This is a genomic window from Pseudomonas sp. ok272 (assembly GCF_900109995.1).
Classification (GTDB): Bacteria; Pseudomonadota; Gammaproteobacteria; order Pseudomonadales; family Pseudomonadaceae; genus Aquipseudomonas.
In genome coordinates, this window is sequence record NZ_FOCB01000003.1 from 163,893 (window position 1) to 186,050 (window position 22,158).

Sequence of the window (22,158 nt, forward strand, 5' to 3'; positions counted from 1 at the left end):
ATCGGGCATCTCAGGCAAACTCGCAGGTCACACCGGCGCTGTCGTCGAGCGTCGCGTGCACACTGGTGAGAACGGTGCCGCCGGCCATGGCGTCCAGCAGGCGATCGACCACCCGCGGCAACACATGCTGCTCCAGCAAGTGGTCGATGAGCCGCGCGCCACTGTCGCTTTGGGTGCAACGCGCGGTCAGGTAGTCGACCAGGTGCGCGCTGTAGCTGAACGCCAATTGACGACGCGCCAGGCGTTCGCCCAGGCGGTCCAGTTTGATCTCGACCAGCTCGCGCAGGACCGGGCCGCTGACCGGGTAGTACGGCACCACCCGCATGCGCGCCAGCAGCGCGGGCTTGAAATGCGCCGTGAGTTTCGGGCGGATCGCCTGTTCCAGGTCCTGCGCGGTGGGACGCGCACCGTTGGCGCAGAGCGCGTCGATCCGTTCGCTGCCCAGGTTGGACGTCATCAGGATCAGCGTGTTGCGAAAGTCGATCTCACGCCCTTCGCCGTCGTTGGCCACGCCCTTGTCGAAGATTTGATAGAACAGATTGAGCACGTCCGGGTCGGCTTTTTCCACTTCATCGAGCAGCACCACCGAGTACGGCTTTTGCCGCACGGCTTCGGTGAGCATGCCGCCCTCGCCGTAGCCCACGTAGCCCGGCGGGGCACCGATCAGGCGTGAGACGGTGTGCTTCTCCTGGAACTCGGACATGTTGATCGTGGTGATAAAGCGCTCGCCGCCATACAGCAAGTCGGCCAGGACCAGGGCGGTCTCGGTCTTGCCCACGCCGCTGGGGCCGACCAACAGGAACACGCCCACGGGCGCATCGGGCTGGTTCAAGCCGGCGGCAGTCGCGCGCATCGAACGATCCAGGGCGTGGATCGCCTGCTCCTGGCCTCGGATGCGCTGGCGCAAGTCACTGGCGAAGCTCGTCACTCGGGCACTGTGTTCCCGGGCCAACTGCGCCACCGGCACGCCGGTCCAGGCGCTGATCACTTCGGCCACCAGCCGTGGGCAGACCTCGAAACTCACCAGGCGCTCCTGGCGTTGCGCGGCGGTCAGGCGCTGATGGCTGTCATTGAGCTGGCGCTCCAAGGCCGCGAGCGTGTCGCCCGACGCGGCACGCGCCTTGGCCACCTGCTGGCGCAGGTCCAGCAGGTGCTCGGCCTCGGTCCTTTGCGCGACCCATAGGGCGTGCAGGTGCTGTTGTTCGTCTTCCGCGCTCAACAGTCGGGCTTCCAGGGCGTCGAGGGCCGGGCGATCAATCGCCAGCCCCGCCTCGCCATCGCGACGCAGCGCCTGGCGCTGGCGATCACCTTCGGCCAGCTCGGCCCGCAGGCGCTCCAGGCGTTGCGGGGCGGCGGCGAGGCTGATGCGTACTCGGGCGCAGGCGGTGTCGAGGACATCCACCGCCTTGTCCGGCAGTTGCCGACCGGACAGGTAACGCGCCGACAGCTCGGCAGCGGCGACCACGGCGTCATCGCGCAGGTAGATGCCGTGGCTCTTCTCGTAGACCGGCGCCAAGCCCCGCAGGATGGTCACCGCCTCGTCGACGCTGGGCTCGTGCAATTGCACCGGCTGGAAACGTCGGGCCAGGGCCGGGTCTTTCTCGAAGTATTTCTTGTACTCGGCCCAGGTGGTGGCCGCGATGGTGCGCAGTTCACCCCGCGCCAGGGCCGGCTTGAGCAGGTTGGCGGCGTCCGAGCCCCCCGCGTTGCCGCCGGCACCGATCAGCGTATGGGCTTCGTCGATAAACAGGATGATCGGCCGGGGCGCGGCTTTGACTTCATCGATCACCCCTTTGAGCCGCCGTTCGAACTCGCCCTTGATACTGGCGCCGGCTTGCAGCAGGCCCATGTCCAGCGACAACAGTTCAACGCCCTGGAGCACCTCGGGCACTTCACCGGCGACGATGCGCAAGGCCAGGCCCTCGACCACCGCGGTTTTGCCCACGCCCGCCTCGCCCACCACGATCGGGTTGTTCTTGCGCCGCCGAGCGAGGATATCGATCATCTGCCGCAGCGCCTCATCCCGGCACAGGACCGGGTCCAGCCGGCCGTCCCGGGCTTGTTGGGTCAGGTCGTGGGTAAAGCGCTGCAACAGCGATTCACCGGGCGCCGCGGGGTTGCCGCCCGCAGTCTCGGGGTGCTGCGACAGGGCAAAGTCTTTCAGCCGCTCGATGTTCAGCCGCGCCAGCAGCGGTTGATAGCGGCTGCCGGCATAGCGCAGGGGGTTGCGCAGCAACGCCAGGATCAAGGCACCCTGCTCGACGTCACTGCGGCGCAGTTCCAGGTTGGCGACCAACAGGGCGTCTTGCAGCCACTGCACCAGTTCCGGGGCAAACACCGGGTTGCACGACGCGCTGTGCTCGGCCTGGGTTTGCAGCGCGGCTCGCAGTTGGCCGGCGTCGACGTCGGCGTCTTGCAGGGCCCGGGTGAGCAGGCCTTGCGCACGCTCCAGCAAGCCCAGCAACAGGTCTTCCACCAGCACCTTGCTGCCGCCACGGGCGACGCAGCGTTCGGCCGAGCCTTCCAGGTCGCGGCGGGTTGGCGCATCCAACGCCTGGATCAGTTGTTGCAGGTCTACGTGGATCATCGGTTCAGGTCCTTAATGCGGTGACTGCCCAGGGTGACCACGCCATCGGCGTGCTCGCGGCCCAGCCAACTGGTCCAGCCGAGGCGGCAGGCGTTGTGCTCGCCCGGGCGCAGTTCATGGATTTGCTCCTGGCGCAGCACCAGGCGAATGTCGTAGTCGAGGGGGTCACGCTGGGTGAAGCGCACCAGCGCGCACAACGGTTGGTAGCCGGGGCCGATGGGCAGGAATTCGTGAAAGCGCTGCCAGTCGAGTTGACGGATGTGAATGCGGAACTTGCCGCTGCGATCACGCACGCGGTCGCCCAGCACCAGGTTGTCGCCCAGGCGATGGTTGGCGCGGCCCAGGCCATTGAGCTGGTCGTCCTGGATCGCGACGCGACGCTCGACGCACTGCTCGATGGTCAGCTCGGCGTGCTTGAAGTAGTAACGCAGCACGGCCTCGATCAAGGCCGCCGAGTGTGCCCGCAGGCTCAGCAGGCCGAGGTAGGGCAGCAGGCGTTTCCAGTTCAGATCGCCGGCGCTGCGGATGTCATCGCCGCCCAGGCCGATCAACGCGAACAACTGTGACGAGAACGGATCGAGGGCCCCGACCCGGAAGCTCGCGTGGAAGCGGTATTTGCGCCACACCGGCAGCATCAGGCGGTGCAGGCGGTCATGGAACAGGTCCAGGAAATCGCGCGTCGGGTTCCCCCCGTCATGGTCGCCAAGGGCCTGTTCGCCATAGAACGCCGGCAGCGGCGAACCGGCGCCCACCAGGCCAATCAGGTTGAAGCGCAAGCGCGCGCGCAACTGCCCGTGCTCGTGGAAGAACTCCACGCGGTCCACGTCGCTGCCGGGGAATCCCAGGCTCGGGTTGGCCACGAACTCCAGCTGATCGTAGAGTGCTTCTTCGCTGAGGCCGGGGTGCGCCTCGCGCAGTTGATCCAACACCCGCAACACCGCCTGAAACAGCGAGTACTCACGGATGCCGCGGGTCAATGCACTCAAAGCAGCGGTTGTTGACCCATGCGTGGCGTCCATTGGTACTCCTCTCCCTCTGTGCTTTTGACGCGTAGCTCGTGGTACGAATTGAGACTGGCGTACAAGGCGAAAAACTCGTTGAGCACCGAGGCGAACACGAAGAGATCGCCCTCGCCGATGTAGCCTTGCGGGTCGATGGTCAACTCGGTGCGCAACCCGCGCACGGGCAAGCCGTGGTGCAGCCGATCGACGTGCTGGTGCTGGATCGCCTTGAGTCCTCCCAGCAGGCGCTTGCTGACTTTCTCCGCGCTCTGGTCGTAGTAGCGCGGCAGGTCGTAGGTTTCGAGGATCACCTTCAACGCCTCGACGTTGGCCAGCGACAGGTAGTTCAGCGACATGTTGCTGATCAACTTCCACAGGAAGTCGCGGTTGATCGGCGGCGCGTAGCTGGCCGTCACCGCGGTGATGTTGCGAAAGCGCAGGCCACTGGGGGTCTTCTCGCTGGCCAGACAGATATCGCCCAACTGCAGGCGACGTGGCAGGTTCTGGTTGGTGCACACCAGCTCGATCGACAGGGTTTCGTGAGCGGTCTGCGGGCGCAGGTCGAAGCCCAGGTAGGTGTCCAGGCCTTCGTGCAACAGCGACGGGCGCTGGCGAACACTGTAGTGGGGCCGGCTTTGCGACACATCGAAACTGGCATCGTGCTCGAAGGATTCGAACGGCACATAGGCTTGATACCCGGTCTTGCTGGACGACCAGCCGGTGACACTCTGGATCGAAAACACCGCGCAGTTTTTCAACTCGTGCCCGGCCGGCAGCAACAGGTATTCGTCCTGCTTGCCGTCCAGGCGAATCGGCAAGGCGTCATGGGCGAACAGGTTGGCGATGGGCGTGCAGTGCAGCTTGATGTTGTCCAGCGTCGGGCGCAGTCGCTGGATGCCCGCGTGGCGGATATCGAACCGCAGCTCCAGGCCATGCGCCTGTTTGAGGGCCGCCTGGGGCAGTGTGTCGAGGCGGTCGAGGCCGTTGATGTCGACGAACAGGAACTTGTCCTGGAAGGCGAAATACTCCTGCAGGTAGCGATACCCGCGGAAGGTGTTGAGCGGGTAGGGAATCAAGGCCTCGTCTTCGGCAAAGCCCACCGGCTGCACGCGCTCGCCGGGCAGGCGCAAGGTCAGCGGCGCATCGTCCGGGCCCTGGAGCGGGTTGCCGTCGGCATCGAGCGGCACCAGTTCGATGCCCGCCAGATGCCGCAGCAGGCACAGGTACAGCATCTGGCTGATGTAGCGTTCGCCGGCCAGGTGCACACGCAGGCTCGTGAGGTCCAGCTCACCGAGGTGGCCGGCACCGGTCATGTGCAAGCGCAAGGTCAGCAACGCGCCCTCGCCCGTGACGGAATACGTCAGCGCGCTCGGCGCCAACGCCTGGACCTGGATCGGGTAGCAGGTACGAAAACGACAACCCACCCCTTCGATGGGCAGACTCTCGACCTCGGTATCGCGGGGCACCGCCAGCGCCGGCCCGACCGTCTGCAACGGCTCGAACTGCAAGATGCTGAACGCCGGCAGCGGACGCATGTAGTTCGGCCAGAGCAAGTGCATCAACGAGTGGGTGAGTTCGGGCAATTCGTCGTCGAGTTTCTGCCGCAGGCGCCCGGTGAGGAAGGCAAAGCCTTCCAGCAGGCGCTCCACATCCGGGTCCCGTCCCGCCTGCCCCAGGAACGGCGCCAACGCCGGATTACGCTCGGCAAAACGGCGGCCGGACTGGCGCAACGCCGTGAGTTCGCTTTGGTAGTAATGATTAAAGGACACCGACGGTTACCTGTCTGGGGGTTTGACGATCAAGGTGGCGCGTGGGTGTGTTCATGTTTCCTGGCCCACCTGGACCTGGCCACTGCCGTCCAGGAGCGCGGTAAAGCTGACCGAGCGCTTGAGGCCGTCCACCTCCAGCAGGCCTTCGATGCTGAATGCCAGCCGCAGGTGATCGCGGTCCCGCGGCAGGGCAACCACACGTACCCCGCTCAGGCGCGGCTCGTAGGCTTCGATGAAGTCCTCGATCGCCCCGCGTGCCTGGTTCAGGGCGTCGTGCAGGCTCAAGCGCAGATCGTTGAGGTCCGGCAGGCCGTAGTCGGACAGCGTTTGCACGCTGCCCGCACGGGTGCTGAGCATCTTCGCCAGATGGCTCGCCACGGACGCCATGGCACTCGCCTCGCGGCGGCTGCCGGCCCGTTTGCCGGCCTCGCCATTGAGGCGTTCGAACAGGCTGCCGTATCCGCTCATGGCTCAGCCTCTGATCACTCTTTGTCCAGCTTGCCGACCAGCGACAAGGTGAAATCGGCGCCCATGTACTTGAAGTGCGGACGCACGCTCAGGCTGACGCTGTACCAACCCGGCTCGCCGTCGACATCGCTGACCACGATCTTGGCCGAGCGCAACGGACGTCGGCCACGCACTTCAGCGCTGGGGTTTTCCTGGTCGGCCACGTACTGGCGGATCCACTTGTTGAGTTCCTGCTCAAGGTCGGTGCGTTCTTTCCACGAGCCCAACTGCTCGCGCTGCAACACCTTGAGGTAGTGAGCCAGGCGGTTGACGATCATCATGTAGGGCAGTTGCGTGCCGAGCTTGTAGTTCAACTCCGCCGCCTTGCCTTCGGCGCTGTTGCCGAACGCCTTGGGCTTCTGCACTGAGCTGGCGGAGAAGAACGCCGCGTTGTCGCTGCCCTTGCGCATGGTCAGGGCGATGAACCCCTCCTCGGCCAGCTCGTATTCGCGGCGGTCGGACACCAAGACTTCGGTGGGGATCTTGGTCTCGATTTCACCCATGCTTTCGAAGTGGTGCAGCGGCAAGTCTTCCACCGCGCCGCCGCTCTGCGGGCCGACAATGTTCGGGCACCAGCGGAACTTGGCGAAGCTGTCGGTCAGCCGAGTGCCGAATGCATAGGCCGTATTGCCCCACAGGTAATGCTCGTGATCGGTGGCCACGGTCTCTTTGTAGGCGAAGGATTTGACCGGGTTTTCCTGGGGGTCGTAGGGGTTGCGCAACAGGAAGCGTGGCACGGTCAGCCCCAGGTATCGCGCGTCTTCGGACTGGCGAAAGCTCTGCCACTTGGCGAACTGCGGGCCGTCGAAATGGTCACGCAAGTCCTTGAGGTCCGGCAGGCCGCTGAAGCTGTCCAGGCCGAAGAACTTCGGGCCGGCCGCGGCAATGAATGGCGCGTGGGCCATGCACGCCACGTTCGAGACGTACTGCATCAGTTTCACGTCGGGGGCACTGGGCGACATGAAGTAGTTGGCGACAATCGCCCCCACCGGCTCGCCGCCGAACTGACCGTACTCCGCGGTGTAGATGTGTTTGTACAGGCCCGCTTGCATCACTTCGGGAGAGTCTTCGAAGTCGTCGAGCAGGTCCTCTTTGGAGACGTTGAGGATTTCGACCTTGATGTTTTCACGGAAATTGGTGCGCTCGACCAGCAGCTGCAACCCACGCCATGCCGACTCCAGTGCCTGGAAGTCCGGGTGGTGGAGGATCTCATCCATTTGCAGGCTGAGCTTGGCGTCGATTTCGGCGATCATGCGGTCAACCATGGCCTTCTTGACCGGCTCACCGCTGTTGTGGGGCTTGAGCAGCTCTTCGATGAACGCCGATACACCACGCCGGGCGATGACGTAGGCGTCATCGCTGCGGGTCAGGTGGGTCTGGGCGATGATGCTGTCGAGCAGGCTGGAGTCATCGCTGGGGGTTACGTGTTGCTGGGCGGCACGGGTGCTCATAGGTTGGGCTTCCTTGACGGAGAGGGATTCAAGCGTTCGGGGCGGCGGGGGCCAGACCCAGCTCATCGAGCACGCGGGCACGGGATTGATCGTCGGCCAGCACGCCTTCGATGGCCTTGCGGAAGGCCGGGGCGTTGCCCAGCGGACCTTTGAGGGCCATCAGCGCATCGCGCAGTTCCATCAACTTTTTCAACTCCGGCACTTGCTCGACCAGGCTGGCCGGGTTGAAGTCCTTCATCGAGTTGATCCGCAGCTGCATCGCCAGCTCCGCGTTTTCGTCCTCGTCCAGCAGGCGATTGGGCACGCTCAACGCCAGGTTCAGTTCCTGCTTGGCGAGGACCTCATCAAAGGTGTTCTTGTCGATGCTGATCGGCTTGCGATCCTCGACTTTGCGTTCGTCGGCACGCTGGGTGTAATCACCGATCGACAACAGTTTGAGCGGCAGTTCAATTTCTTCCTGGGCACCGCCGGTAGCGGGCTTGAACGTGATGTTGATGCGTTCCTTGGGGGCGACCGAGCCTTCTTTGGCCATGGTTATTTTCCTTGCTGATGCGGCCCGCAGGCCTATGGGATGACGACTTCAAGATCGAGGTGGCAGAGCCGGCGAAAAATCTCCTGCTTGCGTTCGCGCACGGCATGGCCCTGGGGCAACAACTCGCAGCAGTTGTGCAGCAGGTGCAGCACGTGCAACGCCAGGTCCGGCTCCCAGGTGTGCACACCGCTGTGCTGCAGTTGTGAATCGAGGGTGTCGAGTTGGGACATGGCCAGTTCGTACTTTTTCGCCTCGACGCACAGTTGCGCCAGGCTGAGCCGCCAGAAAAACTGCGCCCGCCCGCCCTGGGCGGCCCGCAGCCCCAGCTTGAGCCTCTGCACCGCGGCCTTGAGGCCCTCCTCGCGCAGCAGCGCAATGGCGTCTTCAAGCGCCAGTTCCCAGGCCGGCTGGCCCGTACTGACCTCGGTCACACGAGGGGCCAGGGTGCTTTGTAGATGGGGCATGACATGGGCACTGATCCAGGCCCGAGTGGCCGGATCGGCGAACGGCACGCCATCGTGGTAACTCAACTCGACAACCCCGGGCAGGCGCTGGATGAACAAGGCGAAGTGGATCTCTACCTCACGCATCGCCAGCTCGGCCTCCAGGCCCTGCAAGCACTCCCAGACCAGCCGCTGGCCATCGAACCAGAACGGCGACTTGGCCACGCTGGCTTCCAGCTCAACCAGCAGATCGGCAAAGTGCCGCTGCTCGAAGCGTTCCAGGTAGGTTTTCAACTTGTCGCCAGGCAGCCCGCGCAACGCCGTAATGTTGTCGGCGTTGCGCTCCGGAAGGACCTCGATGGGCAGCCAGAGCAAAGTGCGATTGAGGTGCAGGGCGCGCAGGTCGGTGGCTTTGTGCTTGAGCCACCAGACACACAGTGAACGGGCATTGTCCTGCTGGGCGCGCAAGGCCCGGTGGGCATCCCGTTCGTTGTCGATCAGCGCCTCGGGCGCAAACAGCTGGGTGGCGGCCTGCTTCACGTGGGCCACCGCCGCACTGACAATGCTCGGCTCGGGGGTGTTTTCGAGTGCGCGCTGGACCATGGTTTTCAAGCGCCGCACCAGTGGCAACAACAAGGGTGCGTCATCGCCCAAATGACCGGTCAATACGCGGTCCAGCGCCTCCAGCAGCGCCACCATGCGCTGGAACAGGGCCAGTTGCTCCTTGATGGGAACGTCTTCGCCCAGCACCTGCTCGATACGGGGCAACAGCCAGTCGATGGCGGCGATTCGGGTGCGGGATTTGCGCGGATGCAGCTGCGACCATTGCTGCTCGCACAGGTGCTGCAGCATGCCGATTCCGGCCAATAGCCCCGGGAAGGATTCGCGCTGATAAAGCGCCCAGGTCAACCAGGCGCAGACGCGCAAATCCTTGGATTGGCTGCGCAACAGCGCTTCACTGGTCTCGCGGACTTTCAGCCAGTCGATCTGCGCGGTCCGGTGCATCGACTGCGCTTTACCCAGCTCTTCTTCCAGGGACTCGAACTCGCTGGAAAAGCGCACGTCTTCACCCGCGACGCTGCCTTCACCGATAGGGGTCGCGGCCAGATCGCGGTACTGGGCGAACAACTTGCTGGAGTAGGTCATGCACAGCCACGAATGGCAGTCGTCGAAAACCCGGCGGCGCTGAAACCGACCTGGCACTCATCGGCCTTGATTGCGCTGAATGCGACTTTTTGAACCTGCATGTAAACACCCACAACCGTCCGCTCCCGGGGGGCGCAAACTTACGTTGACGGGCAAAGTGCGAATATAGGAAACGTCTTCGCAAAAGTAGGAATCCGCCTATCTATTTCGTAAGAAATAAACATGCTTTACGGCGGGGTCACCGGGGTGCTTGCCCGCCCCGCACTGCGCCGTTTTTTGCACAACGGCCCAGGCCTGGAGTGATTCGCCCCCATAAAAAATGGGCACCCAACCTGGTTGGCGTGCCCATTTTTTACATCCGCTCCCCGATCAGTTGGGGAGTAGGTAGGTGTTACGGATTGACGCTGTCTTTGAGCGACTTGCCTGGCTTGAAGGCAACGGTGTTGCTGGCCTTGATTTTCACGGGCTCGCCGGTTTGCGGGTTTTTGCCGGTGCGCGCACCGCGATGGCGTTGCAGGAACGTACCGAAGCCCACCAGCGTAACGCTGTCCTTGCGGTGCAGGGCACCGGTGATTTCTTCGAGAACGGCGTTGAGAACGCGGTTGGCCTGCTCTTTGGTGAGGTCCGCTTTTTCAGCAATAGCGGCGGCGAGGTCTGGTTTACGCATAAGTGAAGCCCCTTTGACGGTTTTTTGTTGTTATGTCCGTGCTGTCCGTTTGGATCAGCGCCCAAGGCGCCGCAGGCTCTACTCTGCGGCAGACCGGTGTGAGGATGGCACGCGGCTCAGGGCGGCGCCAGTCTCGGCGCCACCTTTGTAGGCGCAAAAGCGGGGTAATTACGACAGAACGACCTTTATTTACGCCAGAAGCGCCGGAAGCTCTTTGTTCAACGCCAATTTGTCCATCACGGCCGCCCCCGTCAGGGCGTAGCCCAGCAGTTTGCCGTTGGCATCGCGGCACAGCGCCTTGATATCGGCGCCCTGCCCTTCGACACTCCAGATACCTTCCGTGCCCCGTGGCGGTGGGGAGACTACCAAGGGGCAAACCGGGGTTTTGACGGTGATGGGCATCGCGCCATAGTTCACTGCCGTCGGGTTGCCGGCCAGGGTTTGCGCCAGCGCTCGCGCGCAGCTCATCAAGGGCATGACGTACAACAAATTCAGGCCATCGACCTCGGCACAATCGCCCAGGGCATAGATGTTGGCGTGGGAGGTCTTGAGGTGACGGTCCACCACCACGCCGCGATTGGTCTGCAGGCCGGCGGCGGCGGCCAGGTCAGTCCGTGGACGCAGGCCGACGGCCGACACCACCACGTCGCAGGGGATGACCTGGCCGTCGGACAAATGCCCTTCCAGCCCATCGGCCGTACGCTGCAGGCGGTTGAGCACCGGCCCCAGGTGGAACTGCGCGCCCAGGCTTTCCAGCCCGGCCTGCACCGCGGCGGCCGCAGCCGGATGCAGCAGGGTCGGCATGACTTGCTCGCACGGCGCCACCAGTTGCACCTCGTAGCCACCGGCGATCAGGTCATTGGCGAACTCACAGCCGATCAGGCCGGCGCCCAGCAACAGCACGCGACGCTTGCCGGCCGCTGCCGCCCGAAAGCGTGCGTAGTCTTCCAGGTCGTTGATCGGGAAGATCGCCTCGGGCGCATCGCCCTGCACCGGCACGCGCACGGTTTGCGCGCCACAGGCCAGGATCAGGTCACGGTAGGTCACCGCCTCTTCACCGATCCACAGGCGCTGGTGGCCCGGATCGATGCCGCTGATGCGCGTGTGGGTGCGCACTTGGGCCTTGAGCTGCTCGGCCATGGCGCCGGGCTCGGCCATGCTCAGGCCGTCGGCATCCTTGTTTTTGCCGAAGCCGGTGGAGAGCATGGGCTTGGAGTAAGACCGTCCGTCATCTGCGGTAATCAGCAGCAGCGGGGTTTCGCCATCGAGCTTGCGAAACTCCCGGGCCAGGTTATAGCCAGCCAGGCCGGTGCCGACGATCACGACAGGTGCGTTCATGCCTTACTCCTCTTGCGTCTTAGTTGATTTCAATCATTTCAAAGTCCATCTTGCCCACGCCGCAGTCCGGGCACAGCCAGTCTGCCGGCACGTCTTCCCAACGCGTACCGGGCGCGATGTCGTCATCCGGCCAGCCGTCGGCTTCGTTGTAGATCAGCCCACAGACCACGCATTGCCACTTTTTCATTACTGATTTTCCTTAAGGTTCACCGGCTGGTTGGCGCGTGCGGTCGCCTGTTTCAGGTCTGCCGCGCGGCTCAGGGCGTTTTGTACTGATCGGGCGCGCCAGATGCAAGCCTGTTCGGCGCCATTGCCCCGCCGATCAGTCAACAGCAACGCCCGACATGGTAAGCTCGGCGCCTCATTGGCTGCCAATAATGACCCTCAGTGCCGCACTCAACCGCCCTGCCTGCCGCGCCTTTGTGGCTGTCGCAACGTCAACTGACGCCCCTTCCCGATGCCCCGACCCTGGATTGGCTGTTCGATGAAGGCTCGCTCACCCGCCGCCTGACCCGTTTGTCGGATGACGGCTTCAGTGTCACCCCGCTGTTTGAGGGATGGCAGCCGTTGCGCCCCGATGAATGCGCGGCACTGACGCTGCCTGACGGCAGTGAAGGCTGGGTGCGCGAGGTGTATTTGCGCGGTCACGGCCAGGCCTGGGTGTTTGCCCGCAGCGTGGCCGCGCGCAGTGCCTTGCAGGAGGGTGGGCTGAACATGGATGCGCTGGGCAGCCGCTCGCTGGGCGAGTTGCTATTTTGTGACCAGGCCTTTTCCCGCCGCGCCATCGAGGTCTGCCATTACCCGCCGCACTGGCTGCCCAGTGAGTCCCGGGCACCCGGCCTGTGGGGCCGACGCTCGCGTTTCGACCGCGGGGCCCTGAGTGTGCTGGTCGCTGAAATTTTCCTGCCGGCACTGTGGTGTGCCGCTGGTTTGAAGGAGGAGAACTGCTGATGTACCAACGCCTGCTCCAGTCACTGAACCGCTTGAACCCTCGTGCCTGGGACTTTATCCAGCTCACGCGCATGGACAAGCCCATCGGCATCTACCTGCTGCTCTGGCCCACGCTGTGGGCACTGTGGATCGCCGGCAAGGGTTCGCCGTCGCTGGCCAACATCGTGATCTTCACCCTCGGCGTGGTGCTGACCCGCGCCGGCGGTTGTGTGATCAACGACTGGGCAGATCGCAAGGTCGATGGCCACGTCAAACGCACCGCGCAACGCCCGTTGGCCGCCGGCCGGATCAGTTCCAAAGAAGCGTTGGTGTTCTTCGCCGTGCTGATGGGCCTGAGTTTCCTGCTGGTGCTGTGCACCAACGCGCCGACGGTCTGGCTGTCGTTCGGCGGCCTGGCACTGGCGGCGACTTACCCGTTCATGAAGCGCTACACCTACTACCCGCAAGTGGTGCTGGGCGCGGCATTCTCATGGGGCATGCCGATGGCCTTCACCGCCGAGACCGGTGAACTGCCGGCCATCGCCTGGCTCCTGTGGATCGCCAACCTGCTGTGGACGGTGGGCTACGACACGTACTACGCCATGACGGACCGCGATGACGACCTGAAGATCGGGGTGAAGTCCACGGCCATCCTGTTTGGCGACGCCGACCGGGTGATCATCCTCACCCTGCAAGGCCTGGCGCTGCTGTGCTTGCTGCTGGCCGGTTCAACCTTCGAGCTGGGGGGCTGGTTCAAACTCGGGCTGCTGGCGGCGGCCGGGTGCTTTGCCTGGGAGTTCTGGTACACCCGCGACAGGGACCGGCTCAAGTGCTTCCGGGCGTTCCTGCACAACCACTGGGCGGGGCTGGCGATTTTCGTGGGGATTGTGCTCGATTACGCACTGCGCTGAGCCCCTTGTGGGAGATCAATCCTTTGTGGGAGCGAGCCTGTTCGCGAAGGTGGCGTCACTTCAACATCGATGTGACTGACCCGACGCTTTCGCGAGCAAGCCCGCTCCCACAGGGTGTGGTGTATCGGGATCACTTGGCCTTGGCGATCTTCCAGGCGCCGTCCATCTTGCCCTCGCCCGTCTTCTCCCCTGGCATCTTGTCCATCACGAAGGTGTACAACGGTTGGCCTTCGTAGGCCCATTGCATCGAACCGTCGTCACGCTGGATCACCGTCCAGTCGCCCATGGACTTGTCCCCCGCCGTTGCGGCGAGCGGTGGCCAGTTGGCTGCGCACTTGTCATTGCACGCCGACTTGCCACCCGTGTCCTTGGCAAAGGTGTACAAGGTCATGCCCTTGTGATCGGTGAACATGCCGTCCTTTTCCATGGCGGGGCCGGCAGCCAGGGCCAGGGACGGCAGGATCAACGCAGCGCCGAGCAGCAGGGCCTTCCAGGATTGCGTCAAGTAAGTCATGGAAACCTTCTTGTGTGGTTGTCAGGATTCGGACTTAAAGCGTAGTCCAGGATCATCCCCATCGCCTCCCCACTAAACTGCTGTAACACGACTGCAATAATTCCGTTATCTAATGCGCGCAAGACAGTTCAATGACACGAGGAGAAAGGCATGGTTGGCAGGAGCATTCTGATCGTCGACGACGAAGCGCCCATTCGCGAAATGATCGCCGTGGCGTTGGAGATGGCCGGCTATGACTGCCTGGAGGCCGAGAACTCCCAACAGGCCCACGCCATCATCGTCGACCGCAAGCCGGACCTGATCCTGCTCGACTGGATGTTGCCCGGCACCTCCGGCATCGAGTTGGCCCGGCGCCTCAAGCGTGATGAACTGACCGGCGGTATCCCGATCATCATGCTCACCGCCAAAGGCGAAGAGGACAACAAGATCCAGGGCCTGGAAGTCGGCGCCGATGACTACATCACCAAACCCTTTTCCCCACGCGAACTGGTCGCGCGCCTGAAGGCGGTGCTGCGCCGCACCGGGCCGACCGACGGCGAAACCCCGATTGAAGTCGGTGGCCTGCTGCTGGACCCCATCAGCCACCGCGTGACCATCGACGGCAAGCCTGCTGAAATGGGGCCGACCGAATATCGCCTGCTGCAGTTCTTCATGACCCACCAGGAACGTGCCTACACCCGTGGCCAGTTGCTGGACCAGGTCTGGGGCGGCAATGTGTATGTGGAAGAGCGCACCGTCGACGTGCACATCCGCCGCCTGCGCAAAGCCCTGGGTGATGCCTATGAACATCTGGTACAAACCGTGCGCGGCACTGGCTATCGTTTCTCGACCAAGGCCTGAGCCACTCCTGACCCGCTCGGCACGCTGACAAGGACGCATGTTCAAGTGAACCAAAACTGGCATGGCACCCTGATCCGCCACCTGTTGTTGCTGGCCACCGCCTGCCTGGTGATCGGCCTGATCACGGGTGAATATGGCTGGAGCCTGGCCGTCGGCATCGGTCTCTACCTGGCCTGGACCCTCAAGCAGTTGCTGCGCCTGCACGAGTGGTTGCGCCTGCACAAACCCGATGAAGCACCGCCCGATGGCTACGGCCTGTGGGGCGAGGTGTTCGACAGCATCTACCACCTGCAACGCCGCGACCAACGCGTGCGCGGGCGCCTGCAAGCGGTGATCGACCGGGTCCAGGAGTCCACCGCCGCGCTCAAGGACGCGGTGGTGATGCTCGACAGCGACGGCAACCTGGAGTGGTGGAACCGCGCCGCCGAGACCCTGCTGGGCCTCAAGACGCCGCAGGACAGCGGCCAGCCGGTGACCAACCTGGTGCGCCACCCGCGCTTCAAGGAGTACTTCGAGCAGGACAGCTATGCCGAGCCGCTGGAGATCCCCTCGCCGACCAACGAGCGGCTGCGCATTCAGCTGTACATCACGCGCTACGGCAACAACGAGCACTTGATGCTGGTGCGCGACGTCACACGGATCCATCAACTGGAGCAGATGCGCAAGGATTTCATCGCCAACGTCTCCCACGAACTGCGCACCCCGTTGACGGTGATCTGCGGCTACCTGGAAACCCTGCTCGACAACGTCGACGACGTGAACCCACGCTGGAGCCGTGCCCTGCAGCAGATGCAACAGCAAGGCGAGCGCATGCAAACCCTGCTCAATGACCTGCTGCTGCTGGCCAAGCTGGAAGCCACCGATTACCCCTCGGACAACCAGCCGGTGGCCATCGACAGCCTGTTGCAGTCGATCAAGGGCGACGCCCAGGCGCTGTCCGGACCGCGCAACCAGCGCATTACCCTGGACGCGGACGCCTCGGTCCAGCTCAAGGGCAGTGAAGCGGAGTTGCGCAGCGCGTTCTCCAACCTGGTGTTCAACGCGGTGAAGTACACCCCGGACGAAGGCACTATCCGCATCCGCTGGTGGGCCGACGAACACGGTGCGCACCTGAGCGTGCAGGACTCGGGGATCGGCATCGACAGCAAACACCTGCCACGCCTGACCGAACGCTTCTACCGCGTCGACTCCAGCCGCAACTCCAACACCGGCGGAACCGGGCTGGGCCTGGCCATCGTCAAACACGTTTTGTTACGCCACCGTGCACGCATGGAGATCAGCAGCGTGCTGGGCCACGGCAGCACCTTTACCTGCCATTTCGCCCCCGCCCAGGTGACAAAATCGACGGTCCGCAGCCTGACCGACTAGCCTGTGTGATGACGGAACACTAGGCAATCGCCCTGTCAGCCGCTACATTGGCCGACTCGGGCCTGCCGCTCAGGCGCCTGAAGCACCTTTTTTTCGACTCATACGGAACCCGCAAAACTCCATCATGGACCCTTCCCCTGGTTTGTCCCTCGCTACACTCTTCGCCGATTTCGGCATGATTCTTTTTGCTCTGATCCTGGTTGTGCTCAACGGTTTCTTCGTTGCGGCAGAATTTGCCATGGTCAAGTTGCGCTCGACCCGAGTCGAAGCCATTGCCGAGAAAAACGGCTGGCGCGGCCACATCCTGCGTACCGTTCACAACCAGCTCGACGCCTACCTGTCGGCGTGCCAGCTGGGTATCACCCTCGCCTCCCTGGGCCTTGGCTGGGTCGGTGAACCGGCGTTCGCCCACATTCTCGAGCCGCTGCTCGGCGCAGTCGGCGTCGAGTCGCCTGAAGTGATCAAGGGCGTGTCGTTCTTTACCGCCTTCTTCATCATTTCCTACCTGCACATCGTGATCGGTGAGCTGGCCCCCAAATCCTGGGCCATCCGCAAACCCGAACTGCTGTCGCTGTGGACCGCCGTGCCGCTGTACTTGTTCTACTGGTCCATGTACCCGGCCATTTACCTGCTCAACGCCAGCGCCAACGCCATCTTGCGCATCGCCGGCCAAGGTGAACCCGGCCCCCATCACGATCACCACTACAGCCGTGAAGAGCTGAAATTGATCCTGCACTCCAGCCGTGGCCAGGACCCGAGCGACCAGGGCATGCGTGTGCTGGCCTCGGCCGTGGAAATGGGCGAGCTGGAAGTGGTCGACTGGGCCAACTCCCGAGAAGACCTGGTGACCCTTGAGTTCAATGCACCGCTCAAGGAAATCCTCGCGCTGTTCCGTCGCCACAAGTTCAGCCGCTACCCGGTGTACGACAGCGTCCGCCAGGAGTTCGTCGGCCTGCTGCACATCAAAGACCTGCTGCTGGAACTGGCCGAACTCGACCATATCCCCGAGTCGTTCAACCTGGCCGAGCTGACGCGCCCTCTGGAACGCGTGTCGCGGCACATGCCGCTGTCGCAGTTGCTGGAGCAATTCCGCAAGGGCGGCTCGCACTTCGCCGTGGTTGAAGAGGCCGACGGCAACATCATCGGCTACCTGACCATGGAAGACGTGCTGGAAGTGTTGGTCGGCGACATCCAGGACGAACACCGCAAGGCCGAGCGCGGCATCCTGGCCTACCAGCCGGGCAAGCTCTTGGTACGCGGTGACACGCCGCTGTTCAAGGTCGAACGCCTGCTGGGCGTCGACCTCGACCACGTCGAAGCCGAAACCCTCGCCGGCCTGGTCTATGACAGCCTCAAGCGCGTGCCGGAAGAGGAAGAAGTCCTGGAAGTCGAAGGCTTGCGGATCATCATCAAAAAGATGAAAGGCCCGAAGATCGTGCTGGCCAAGGTGTTGTTGCTCGATTGACCCAAATCGACGCGGCGCCGTTCGCGAGCAGGCTCGCTCCCACCTGATGAGTACCAACCACAAGCCCGTGGTCCGGCACCGATTCAGGGTGGGAGCGAGCCTGCTCGCGAAGGCGTCAAGTCAGGCGATGCGGGATCTATGCCCCCGGCACAAAATGCTTCTGTGCCGTGCCCCGGGCGATCAGGCGGGAGATGTAGTCGAGTTTCTGTGCATCCTGGTCGACGAAGCGGAAGGTCAGTTGCAGCCATTCGCTGTCGGGCTTGGGTTCGTGGGCGACGATGGCGTGCAGGTAGCCGTTCAGGCGGGCCACCTCGGCATTGTCGCCCTGCTCCAGGTCGAGCACGGCGCTGTCGAGTACCTGGGGCAGGGTTTCGGTGCGCTTGACCACCAGCAGCGCCTCCTTGATGCTCAGGGCCTTGATCACACACGGCTGGGTGCCACTGGGCAGGCGCAATTGGCCTTGGCCGCGCGCACCCGCTGCCAGGGGCGCCTTGACGGCCGGGCTGTTGATGATCCCCTTGGCGGGCGCGGCGGCACTTTGCAGGAGGGCGTTGGGGGCCGGGACCACGGTGGGCGCCTTGCCGCCGGTCAGGGCGCTGAGGGAGTCGTTGCCAAAGGCCGAGTTGACCTTGGCCGGCGCATGGTTCATCAAGGCGTCGAGTTTGCCCACCTTGTTCAGCGCCTGCTTGACCTTGGTCAGCAGTTGTTCGTTGGTAAACGGCTTGCTTACATAGCCCGTGACACCGGCCTGAATGGCCTGGACCACGTTTTCCTTGTCACCACGGCTGGTGACCATGACAAACGGCATGGCCTTGAGTGCGTCCTGCGCGCGGCACCAGGTCAGCAGTTCGAGGCCAGACATCTCTGGCATTTCCCAGTCGCACAGGACCAGGTCGAAGGCTTCCCGAGCCAGCATGGCCTGGGCCTTCTTGCCGTTGATCGCGTCTTCGATGCGCATGCCCGGGAAGTAGTTGCGCAGGCACTTCTTCACCAAGTCTCGAATGAACGCGGCATCGTCCACGACCAACACACTGACCTTACTCATCGACCACCCCTCGTTTTAATCCCGGCCAGCATACTGCCTGGCTGATGGCATTTCGCCAAAACTGTTCAGTCACGCCGGGACGTGTTGCGTTCGCGGGTGCTATGAAATCCATACGGCACAAACAAAAACGCCCGACCAAAAGGCCGGGCGTTTTTACCTGGGCAACCTTAGTTATCGTCAGCCGCCTCCGGAACATTAGCGCTTTCGCCGCGGGTGCCTTCAACTTCGGCCTTCATGCGCTTGAGGCCCATGTGCCGTACGTCGGTGCCGCGCACCAGGTAGATCACCAACTCCGAGATGTTGCGCGCGTGATCACCGATGCGCTCCAGCGAACGCAGGACCCAGATAATGCTCAGCACCCGCGAGATCGAGCGCGGGTCTTCCATCATGTAGGTCGCCAGCTCACGCAGCGCGGTCTTGTACTCGCGGTCGATGATCTTGTCGTACTGGGCCACCGACAACGCCAGCTCGGCGTCGAAACGGGCAAAGGCATCCAGCGCATCGCGGACCATGTTGCGCACCTGGTCGCCGATGTGGCGCACCTCGACGTAGCCACGCGGGGCCTCGCCTTCTTCGCACAACTGGATCGCGCGCCGGGCGATCTTGGTGGCTTCGTCGCCGATGCGCTCCAAATCGATCACCGACTTGGAGATGCTGATGATCAACCGCAGGTCGGACGCCGCCGGCTGGCGACGGGCGAGAATGCGCAGGCATTCTTCGTCGATGTTGCGTTCCATCTGGTTGATCTGGTCGTCGATCTCGCGCACCTGCTGGGCCAGGCCCGAGTCGGCCTCGATCAGCGCAGTGACCGCGTCGTTGACTTGCTTCTCCACCAGCCCACCCATGGCCAGGAGGTGGCTGCGCACTTCCTCGAGCTCGGCGTTGAACTGCGCGGAGATGTGATGGGTAAGGCCTTCTTTGCTAATCATGTTGGCGTCCTTGGAGCGTCCCGTAGGGTGCGGAGAACCGCAGCGTCAGTGCAATCAGAACCACAGCTTCCTAGCCGTAGCGACCGGTGATGTAGTCTTCGGTCTGCTTCTTCGCCGGATTGGTGAACAAGGTGTCAGTGTCACCGAACTCCACCAGCTTGCCCATGTACATGAACGCGGTGTAGTCGGAAACCCGGGCCGCCTGTTGCATGTTGTGGGTCACGATGACGATGGTGAACTTGGACTTGAGCTCGTAGATCAGCTCTTCGACTTTCAACGTCGAGATCGGATCGAGTGCCGAGCACGGTTCGTCGAGCAGCAGCACCTCCGGCTCCACGGCGATGGTGCGGGCGATCACCAGACGTTGCTGCTGGCCACCGGACAGGCCCAGGGCCGATTCGTGCAGGCGGTCCTTGACCTCATCCCACAGCGCCGCGCCTTTCAACGCCCACTCGACGGCTTCGTCGAGCACGCGCTTCTTGTTGATGCCCTGGATGCGCAGGCCGTAGACCACGTTTTCATAGATGGTCTTGGGGAACGGGTTGGGCTTCTGGAACACCATGCCGACGCGACGACGCAGCTCGGCCACGTCTTCGCCCTTGCGGTAGATGTTGTTGCCGTAGAGGTTGATCTCGCCTTCGACGCGGCAGCCGTCCACCAGGTCGTTCATGCGGTTGAAGGTGCGCAGCAGCGTTGACTTGCCGCAGCCGGACGGACCGATGAACGCGGTTACGCGCTGTTTCGGGATGTTCATGCTGACGTCGAACAGCGCTTGCTTGTCGCCGTAGAACAGGCTCAGGCCCGGCACTTCGATGGCCACGGTTTCCTGCTCAAGACTCAGGCTCTGTTTGTCGCGACCCAATGCCGACATGTTGATGCCGTGGGTGTGTGCTTCGTGCTGCATGGGAGGCTCCCTGTGCTAACAAATTCGGTTTGGTTGCGTGGGAGCGAGCCTGCTCGCGAAGGGGCCATCACTGGCGCCAGACGCTTCGCGAGCAGGCTCGCTCCCACAGAATAATCAGTGCTGCATCACATCAGCTATCCAACGCCTTGTACTTCTCGCGCAGGTGGTTACGAATCCACACCGCCGACAGGTTCAGGGTGGCGATCACCAGCACCAGCAACAGCGCCGTGGCGTACACCAGCGGTCGGGCGGCTTCGACGTTCGGGCTCTGGAAGCCGACGTCATAGATATGGAAGCCCAGGTGCATGATCTTCTGGTCCAGGTGCAAGTACGGGTAGTTGCCGTCCAGTGGCAGCGACGGCGCCAGCTTCACCACGCCCACCAGCATCAGCGGCGCCACTTCACCGGCGGCACGGGCCACCGCGAGGATCATGCCGGTCATCATCGCCGGGCTGGCCATTGGCAGGACAATCTTCCACAGCGTCTCGGCCTTGGTCGCGCCGAGGGCCAGCGAGCCCTCGCGCACGGTGCGCGGGATCCGCGCCAGGCCTTCTTCGGTGGCCACGATCACCACCGGCACGGCCAGCAACGCCAGGGTCAAGGACGCCCACAACAGGCCCGGCGTACCGAAGGTCGGGGCCGGCAGCGCTTCGGGGAAGAACAGCCGGTCGACCGAGCCGCCCAGCACATAGACGAAAAAGCCCAAGCCGAACACACCGTAGACAATCGCTGGCACGCCGGCCAGGTTGTTCACGGCGATCCGAATCACCCGGGTCAAGGTGTTCTGTTTAGCGTACTCACGCAGGTACACCGCCGCCAGCACGCCGAACGGGGTCACGATCATCGCCATGATCAGGGTCATCATCACGGTGCCGAAGATCGCCGGGAAAATCCCGCCTTCGGTGTTGGCTTCACGCGGGTCGTCGCTGAGGAACTCCCAGACCTTGGCGAAGTAGAAACCGATCTTGGTCAAGGTGCCCATGGCGTTCGGCTGGTAGGCGTGAACCACCTTGCCCAGGCCGATTTCAATCTCTTTGCCGTTGGCATCGCGGGCGGTCAGGCTGTCGCGGTTGAACTGCGCATGCAGGTCACTCAGGCGCGCTTCGATGGCCTGGTAACGGGCATTGAGCTCGGCGCGCTCGGACTCCATGTCGGCCTGCGCCGTGGCGTCGAGCTTGCCGTCCAGCTCCAGCTTGCGACCGTGCAGGCGGATGCGCTCCAGGCCCGCGTTGATCGCGCCGATGTCGGACTTCTCGATGGTCTTGAGCTGTGCCGCGAGCGTATTCACCCGATCGATCCGCGCTTGCAACTCAGGCCAGGCCGCCTGGCCTTCGGCGATGACCTTGCCGCCTTCCTTGACGTTGACCAGGTAGCCGTAGAAGTTACCCCACTCACGCCGCTCGATCGCCATCAGCTCCGGCGGCGTGGTCTGGTTGGTCAGCCACTCGCCCACCACCCAGGTGAAGTCGTTGCCGTTCAGGTCACGGTTGCCGACCTTGATCAGCTCCCGGGTCATGAACTCGGGGCCGACATCGGGCACCGGCAGGCCGGCGCTCTTCAGGCGTTCGCGCGGCACTTCTTCCTTCTGGACCACTTCACCGATGACCAGGTGATTGGCCTGGCCCGGCACGTCATAGCTGGCGTGGATCAGGTCCGACGGCCAGAAGTGGCCCAGGCCGCGCACGGCGATCACCGCCAGCAGGCCAATGGTCATGATGACGGCGATAGCCACCGCGCCACCGCTGATCCAGACGCCCGGGGCGCCGCTCTTGAACCATCCATTCAGGGAGTTCTGTTTCACAGACTTCTAC

Annotated in this window: 20 protein-coding genes; 5 read left to right on the forward strand and 15 right to left on the reverse strand. The window is 63.4% G+C overall.

Annotated elements, in window-relative coordinates:
* Positions 1–10: 10 nt before the first annotated feature.
* From tssH to BMW74_RS06460, 10 genes are all read right to left on the reverse strand, one after another.
* Positions 11–2,587 (reverse strand): type VI secretion system ATPase TssH, encoded by a 2,577-nt coding sequence (tssH, locus tag BMW74_RS06415; protein ID WP_093415271.1) that lies wholly within the window; start codon positions 2,585–2,587, stop codon positions 11–13.
* Entirely contained in the window at positions 2,584–3,606 is a 1,023-nt protein-coding gene (gene tssG / locus BMW74_RS06420; protein ID WP_093415274.1) for a type VI secretion system baseplate subunit TssG, read from the reverse strand. The genes tssH and tssG overlap by 4 nt, the downstream gene beginning before the upstream one ends.
* A complete protein-coding gene (tssF, locus tag BMW74_RS06425) occupies positions 3,570–5,357 on the reverse strand; it encodes a type VI secretion system baseplate subunit TssF (RefSeq protein WP_093415277.1) in 1,788 nt (595 codons plus the stop codon). The genes tssG and tssF overlap by 37 nt, the downstream gene beginning before the upstream one ends.
* Before the next feature lie 51 nt (positions 5,358–5,408).
* Entirely contained in the window at positions 5,409–5,825 is a 417-nt protein-coding gene (gene tssE, locus BMW74_RS06430) for a type VI secretion system baseplate subunit TssE (protein ID WP_093415280.1), read from the reverse strand.
* 14 nt (positions 5,826–5,839) lie between these two features.
* A complete protein-coding gene (gene tssC, locus BMW74_RS06435) occupies positions 5,840–7,315 on the reverse strand; it encodes a type VI secretion system contractile sheath large subunit (RefSeq protein WP_093415283.1) in 1,476 nt (491 codons plus the stop codon).
* A 28-nt stretch (positions 7,316–7,343) separates the two neighbouring features.
* Entirely contained in the window at positions 7,344–7,847 is a 504-nt protein-coding gene (tssB, locus tag BMW74_RS06440) for a type VI secretion system contractile sheath small subunit (protein WP_093415286.1), read from the reverse strand.
* 32 nt (positions 7,848–7,879) lie between these two features.
* The gene (gene tssA, locus BMW74_RS06445) at positions 7,880–9,436 is read right to left on the reverse strand and encodes a type VI secretion system protein TssA (RefSeq protein ID WP_093415289.1); all 1,557 of its coding nucleotides are present in this window, start codon (positions 9,434–9,436) and stop codon (positions 7,880–7,882) included.
* Between the two features lie 391 nt (positions 9,437–9,827).
* Entirely contained in the window at positions 9,828–10,103 is a 276-nt protein-coding gene (locus tag BMW74_RS06450) for an HU family DNA-binding protein (RefSeq protein ID WP_003195589.1), read from the reverse strand.
* 189 nt (positions 10,104–10,292) lie between these two features.
* Positions 10,293–11,441 carry an NAD(P)/FAD-dependent oxidoreductase gene (locus BMW74_RS06455; RefSeq protein WP_093415291.1) on the reverse strand — a complete coding sequence of 383 codons (1,149 nt, stop codon included), beginning with the start codon at positions 11,439–11,441 and terminating at the stop codon, positions 10,293–10,295.
* Positions 11,442–11,460: 19 nt separating this feature from the next.
* Positions 11,461–11,628, reverse strand: a complete 168-nt coding sequence (locus tag BMW74_RS06460) for a rubredoxin (protein WP_093415294.1) — start codon at positions 11,626–11,628, stop codon at positions 11,461–11,463.
* A gap of 200 nt (positions 11,629–11,828) precedes the next feature.
* On the opposite strand from BMW74_RS06460, the gene BMW74_RS06465 reads away from it, so the two are divergent.
* Positions 11,829–12,392 carry a chorismate--pyruvate lyase family protein gene (locus tag BMW74_RS06465; protein ID WP_093415297.1) on the forward strand — a complete coding sequence of 188 codons (564 nt, stop codon included), beginning with the start codon at positions 11,829–11,831 and terminating at the stop codon, positions 12,390–12,392.
* Positions 12,392–13,282 carry a 4-hydroxybenzoate octaprenyltransferase gene (gene ubiA, locus BMW74_RS06470; protein WP_093415299.1) on the forward strand — a complete coding sequence of 297 codons (891 nt, stop codon included), beginning with the start codon at positions 12,392–12,394 and terminating at the stop codon, positions 13,280–13,282. Before BMW74_RS06465 ends, ubiA begins: the two co-directional genes overlap by 1 nt.
* Positions 13,283–13,412: 130 nt before the next feature.
* Here the strand turns inward: ubiA and BMW74_RS06475 are convergent, their stop codons facing one another.
* Positions 13,413–13,796: a COG4315 family predicted lipoprotein gene (locus BMW74_RS06475; protein WP_093415301.1), complete on the reverse strand. Its 384-nt coding sequence runs from the start codon at positions 13,794–13,796 to the stop codon at positions 13,413–13,415.
* A 150-nt stretch (positions 13,797–13,946) separates the two neighbouring features.
* Between BMW74_RS06475 and phoB the strand changes: the two genes are divergently transcribed.
* The 3 genes from phoB (at position 13,947) to BMW74_RS06490 (ending at position 17,469) form a co-directional block, all read left to right on the forward strand.
* Positions 13,947–14,636 (forward strand): phosphate regulon transcriptional regulator PhoB, encoded by a 690-nt coding sequence (phoB, locus tag BMW74_RS06480; protein WP_093415303.1) that lies wholly within the window; start codon positions 13,947–13,949, stop codon positions 14,634–14,636.
* 45 nt (positions 14,637–14,681) lie between these two features.
* Complete coding sequence (gene phoR, locus BMW74_RS06485; protein ID WP_093415305.1) at positions 14,682–16,004, forward strand: phosphate regulon sensor histidine kinase PhoR; 1,323 nt, start codon at positions 14,682–14,684, stop codon at positions 16,002–16,004.
* 124 nt (positions 16,005–16,128) lie between these two features.
* A complete protein-coding gene (locus tag BMW74_RS06490) occupies positions 16,129–17,469 on the forward strand; it encodes a hemolysin family protein (protein ID WP_093415308.1) in 1,341 nt (446 codons plus the stop codon).
* A 136-nt stretch (positions 17,470–17,605) separates the two neighbouring features.
* Here the strand turns inward: BMW74_RS06490 and BMW74_RS06495 are convergent, their stop codons facing one another.
* The 4 genes from BMW74_RS06495 to pstA form a co-directional block, all read right to left on the reverse strand.
* A complete protein-coding gene (locus BMW74_RS06495) occupies positions 17,606–18,514 on the reverse strand; it encodes a response regulator (protein WP_093415311.1) in 909 nt (302 codons plus the stop codon).
* Positions 18,515–18,681: 167 nt separating this feature from the next.
* The gene (gene phoU, locus BMW74_RS06500) at positions 18,682–19,443 is read right to left on the reverse strand and encodes a phosphate signaling complex protein PhoU (RefSeq protein WP_093415314.1); all 762 of its coding nucleotides are present in this window, start codon (positions 19,441–19,443) and stop codon (positions 18,682–18,684) included.
* A 70-nt stretch (positions 19,444–19,513) separates the two neighbouring features.
* Entirely contained in the window at positions 19,514–20,347 is an 834-nt protein-coding gene (gene pstB / locus BMW74_RS06505) for a phosphate ABC transporter ATP-binding protein PstB (protein WP_093415316.1), read from the reverse strand.
* A gap of 130 nt (positions 20,348–20,477) precedes the next feature.
* Complete coding sequence (gene pstA / locus BMW74_RS06510) at positions 20,478–22,148, reverse strand: phosphate ABC transporter permease PstA (protein WP_093415318.1); 1,671 nt, start codon at positions 22,146–22,148, stop codon at positions 20,478–20,480.
* Positions 22,149–22,158 lie beyond the last annotated feature (10 nt).

Coding starts and splice junctions, on each gene's coding strand:
- tssH (WP_093415271.1), bottom strand. CDS start 2,587: ATGATCCACGTAGACCTGCAACAACTGATCCAGGCGTTGGATGCGCCA.
- tssG (WP_093415274.1), bottom strand. CDS start 3,606: ATGGACGCCACGCATGGGTCAACAACCGCTGCTTTGAGTGCATTGACC.
- tssE (WP_093415280.1), bottom strand. CDS start 5,825: ATGAGCGGATACGGCAGCCTGTTCGAACGCCTCAATGGCGAGGCCGGC.
- tssC (WP_093415283.1), bottom strand. CDS start 7,315: ATGAGCACCCGTGCCGCCCAGCAACACGTAACCCCCAGCGATGACTCC.
- tssB (WP_093415286.1), bottom strand. CDS start 7,847: ATGGCCAAAGAAGGCTCGGTCGCCCCCAAGGAACGCATCAACATCACG.
- tssA (WP_093415289.1), bottom strand. CDS start 9,436: ATGACCTACTCCAGCAAGTTGTTCGCCCAGTACCGCGATCTGGCCGCG.
- BMW74_RS06450 (WP_003195589.1), bottom strand. CDS start 10,103: ATGCGTAAACCAGACCTCGCCGCCGCTATTGCTGAAAAAGCGGACCTC.
- BMW74_RS06455 (WP_093415291.1), bottom strand. CDS start 11,441: ATGAACGCACCTGTCGTGATCGTCGGCACCGGCCTGGCTGGCTATAAC.
- BMW74_RS06460 (WP_093415294.1), bottom strand. CDS start 11,628: ATGAAAAAGTGGCAATGCGTGGTCTGTGGGCTGATCTACAACGAAGCC.
- ubiA (WP_093415299.1), top strand. CDS start 12,392: ATGTACCAACGCCTGCTCCAGTCACTGAACCGCTTGAACCCTCGTGCC.
- BMW74_RS06475 (WP_093415301.1), bottom strand. CDS start 13,796: ATGACTTACTTGACGCAATCCTGGAAGGCCCTGCTGCTCGGCGCTGCG.
- phoB (WP_093415303.1), top strand. CDS start 13,947: ATGGTTGGCAGGAGCATTCTGATCGTCGACGACGAAGCGCCCATTCGC.
- BMW74_RS06490 (WP_093415308.1), top strand. CDS start 16,129: ATGGACCCTTCCCCTGGTTTGTCCCTCGCTACACTCTTCGCCGATTTC.
- BMW74_RS06495 (WP_093415311.1), bottom strand. CDS start 18,514: ATGAGTAAGGTCAGTGTGTTGGTCGTGGACGATGCCGCGTTCATTCGA.
- phoU (WP_093415314.1), bottom strand. CDS start 19,443: ATGATTAGCAAAGAAGGCCTTACCCATCACATCTCCGCGCAGTTCAAC.
- pstB (WP_093415316.1), bottom strand. CDS start 20,347: ATGCAGCACGAAGCACACACCCACGGCATCAACATGTCGGCATTGGGT.